The organism is Methylibium sp., assembly GCF_013817365.1.
Classification (GTDB): domain Bacteria; phylum Pseudomonadota; class Gammaproteobacteria; order Burkholderiales; family Burkholderiaceae_C; genus Methylibium.
Map to the genome: position 1 here is coordinate 1 of NZ_JACDCU010000475.1, position 2,976 is coordinate 2,976.

The window sequence follows — 2,976 nt, forward strand, 5'->3', positions numbered from 1 at the left end:
CCCTCGGGCTCGCGCGACATCGGCTTCGTGGTCGTCACCTACCTTCGCGCCTTCCTGGCCATCCACGGCGAATTCATGGCGGTGAGCCTGCCGTTCTCTTTGCTGGTGCTGCCGCACCTGTTGCACAGCGCGAGCACCTTGACGCTGCCCGGCATCGGCGCGGCCAGCGCCGCCGCGTGGCAACCCTGGCACACGCTATGGTGGCCGATCGCCGTGCTGCTGTGGCTGGGCACCGCGCCGGGCCTGATGAGCGGCTACTGGGTCGCGCGCGACAGCGCAGATCCGGGCCAGACGCGTCTGCCGGTGCCGTGGCGCGACCTCGCCGTGGTCGCGCTGCTGTGCCTGAGTCTGGCGGTGATCTGGGCGGTCGCCCGGCCGCAGCTGCCGGCGCTCAATGCGACCCTCACCGCCTCGGCGCTGGCGCTGGTGGCGCTGTCGTCGAGTGCGCTCGGGCTGCTGTGGGCGCACGCACGGCTGATCACCACCCGCGAGACGCGCTCGCTGGCCGTGGCCCGGCTGCGCAACCGGCTCACCGCAGGGCTGCGGGCCGTCACCCTGGCCGCGATCGTCGGCTTCGGGCTCGGCGCGCTCGATCTGCTGAGCTGGTGGCTGCTGGTCGCGCTGCAGAGCGGCCAGACCTGGGTGTACAGCGGCATCGGCCTGGGCGGCGCGGGGGTGCTGATCCTGCGCACCTTCGCGCAGCCGCTGCTGGCGCTGTCGCAGCGCACGCAGCCCGGCACCGTCAGCGCGATCGGGCCCACCTTGCTGAACGCCGCCGGCTTGTTCGGCTTCGTCGCCCTGATGGCCGCCTGGGTGGTCGGCGTGCAGTGGCTGGTATTCACCCCGGCGCCGCTGGGCGGCTTCGACCAGTTCACCGCCGGCACGCGCGCCGGCTTGTTGCTGGTGTTGAGCATCGTCTGGCTGCTGCTGACGATGGGCAACGCGCAGATGCCCAACGCCTCGTCGCTTCACAGTTTTTATCGGGCCCGGCTGACCCGCGCCTACCTGGCGGTGGGCAATCCCGAGCGCAAGCTCGCCGAGGCGCCCGACGCGCCCGCCGCCCAGGGCCGCGACGACGTGACCCACGTGATGCCGGGCGACGACACCGGCCTGCGCAGCTACCGACCCGAGCTTGCGGGCGGGCCGATCCACCTCGTCAACGTGTGCCTGAACCAGACCCGCGACGATGCCTCGGGCCTGTACAACGCCGACCGCAAGGGCACGCTGGTGACGGCCACCGCCCGCGGCTTCGAGATCGGCGTGCGCGGCTGGTGGCCGATGCGCGAGGGGAGCGATCCCGACAAACCGATGCGGGGCTCCGACGTGGGAACCCTGGGCCGCTGGATCGCCGTTTCCGGTGCCGCCGCCGCGCCCGGCGCGGGTGCCTACACCTCTCGCGGCTGGGCGCTGCTGCTCTATTTCCTGGGCGTGCGCCTCGGCTACTGGATGCGCTCGCCGCTGCCGGCGCTCAGGCCGCCGCTCACCGGCCTGCGCCATTGGCTGTGGCGCCGCGCCATCAAGCCGGTGATGCTGTGCAGCGAGGGCACGGCGACGTATTTCGGGGCGGCACGGCCGTGGTGGTACCTGTCCGACGGCGGCCACTTCGACAACACCGGCGTGTATGCGCTGCTCAAGCGGCGGCTGGACTTCATCATCGTTGCCGACTGCGGCGCCGACATCGACTACGACTTCGCCGACATCGAGAACCTGGTGCGCAAGGCGCGCATCGACCTCGGCGCCGAAATCGAGTTCTACACGCGCGAGGAAGCCGCGCGCCTCTTCACGCTCACCGGCAGCGAGCTGACCGTGTTGTCGCCCGAATCGATGGGCGACGTGCACTCCGCTCGCGGCGTGCTGCTGGCGCGGGTGCGCTACCGGGCCGAACCCGGCGAGGCGGCTGCGGCGCCGGGCCGGCCTGCGCGCGAAGCGACCCTGCTCGTCATCAAGCCCAACCTGCACGACGCGCTCGACGTCGATCTGCTCGCCTACGCCCAGCGCCACCCGGCCTTTCCGCACCAGAGCACCGGTGATCAGAGCTTCGACGAGGCGCAGTGGGAGAGCTACCACCGCCTCGGCGAAGACTTCGGCCGCGCGCTGCACGAACCCTGGCTGCGCCAGTTGCCCGGCTGGGGCCGTCACGAGCGCCATCCGCTCATGGTGGCGGCGCGGCTGCGCAGCGGTGCCGTCAAGGCGCCGCCCGACGAGGCGCCGTGGTGGCGGCGTTCGCCGCGTGCCGCGGCAGTCGGTGCGTCGATCGGCGTGGGCGTCACCGGCACGCTGCTGCTGTCGCTGTGGCAGCTGCAGGAGCAGCTCGACGCCAACCGCAACGACGCGCGCACGGAGGTGCGGCGGCTGTTCAGCGAGGTGTCGAGCGGGCTCGAGACGCTCGATCGTTCCTGCCCCAAGCTGGCCGACCACACCGCCACGCAACTGCTGCTGCTGAACGACCTGCGCGAGAGCCCGGTGCTGCTGCCGATCGAGCAGGACGGTGTCAAGTCCGTGCTCGGGCGCATGCGCGAGGCCTGCGATCAGCCGGCGCAGGCGTCAGTCGAGTGCGTGGCGGCGGCCGATCGGCTGAGCAACGGCGTATGCGTCACCTTGGCCAAGCGCAACGTGGGTGACCGCATGCTCGACTACTGGGCGCCCTTGCCGGCCGGCCTGGGCCTGGGTGAATGGTGGGCCGCCTGGCGCGCCGGGCCGACCGATCTGCGCTCGGCCATGCTCGCCAGCGCGGCTGCGGTCGAGGCCGCCGGGGCAGCCGATGCGGGTGCCGCGTCGCCGGCAGCAGCGGGAGCGCAAGGCGGCGCCGGCAATGCGGTCGAGGCGGTTCTGCCGGCGGCTGACAACGTGCGGGAGCCGACAGCCGCGGTTGCCCCGGCTGGCCGCGCGAGCGACGGCACGCGGAACAACACTGCCGCGCAGTCTGCCCCTGCCGAGCCGAACCCGGCGATCGCCCGCGCCTGCGCAGCGCGCACC

1 protein-coding gene is annotated in these 2,976 nt (G+C 72.5%); it reads left to right on the forward strand.

All coding sequences use genetic code 11. The annotated features are described in order from the left end of the window. A partial coding sequence (locus H0W38_RS19990) for a hypothetical protein (protein ID WP_292457461.1) occupies positions 1 to 2,976 on the forward strand: 2,976 nt, incomplete at both ends.